This window comes from Ruegeria sp. SCP11 (genome assembly GCF_040329455.1).
Lineage (GTDB): Bacteria > Pseudomonadota > Alphaproteobacteria > Rhodobacterales > Rhodobacteraceae > Ruegeria > Ruegeria atlantica_E.
Map to the genome: position 1 here is coordinate 1 of NZ_JBDZYG010000080.1, position 221 is coordinate 221.

Genomic DNA, 221 nt, shown 5'->3' on the forward strand with positions numbered 1-221 from the left:
CTTCCCGCCTGGAAGGATTGGCTGAGCCCAACGGGATTAAGATCTCGGATACGGTATTCAAAAGCGTGAAAGGCAAACTGGATCTTGGCTTTGCCGACGTCGGGCTCAACAGGTCAAGAACCTTTCGGAGCCAATACAAGCATTCAAAGTGCTTCTTGACCCAGGTGATGCCGGCAAAATTCTTGCCGATGCAAACCCGATCTCAAGCCGGATCGGAAAAC

1 protein-coding gene is annotated in these 221 nt (G+C 51.6%); it reads left to right on the forward strand.

Features of this window, described 5'->3' with window-relative positions:
• A partial coding sequence (locus ABLN94_RS24705; protein WP_417750541.1) for a hypothetical protein occupies positions 1 to 221 on the forward strand: 221 nt, incomplete at both ends.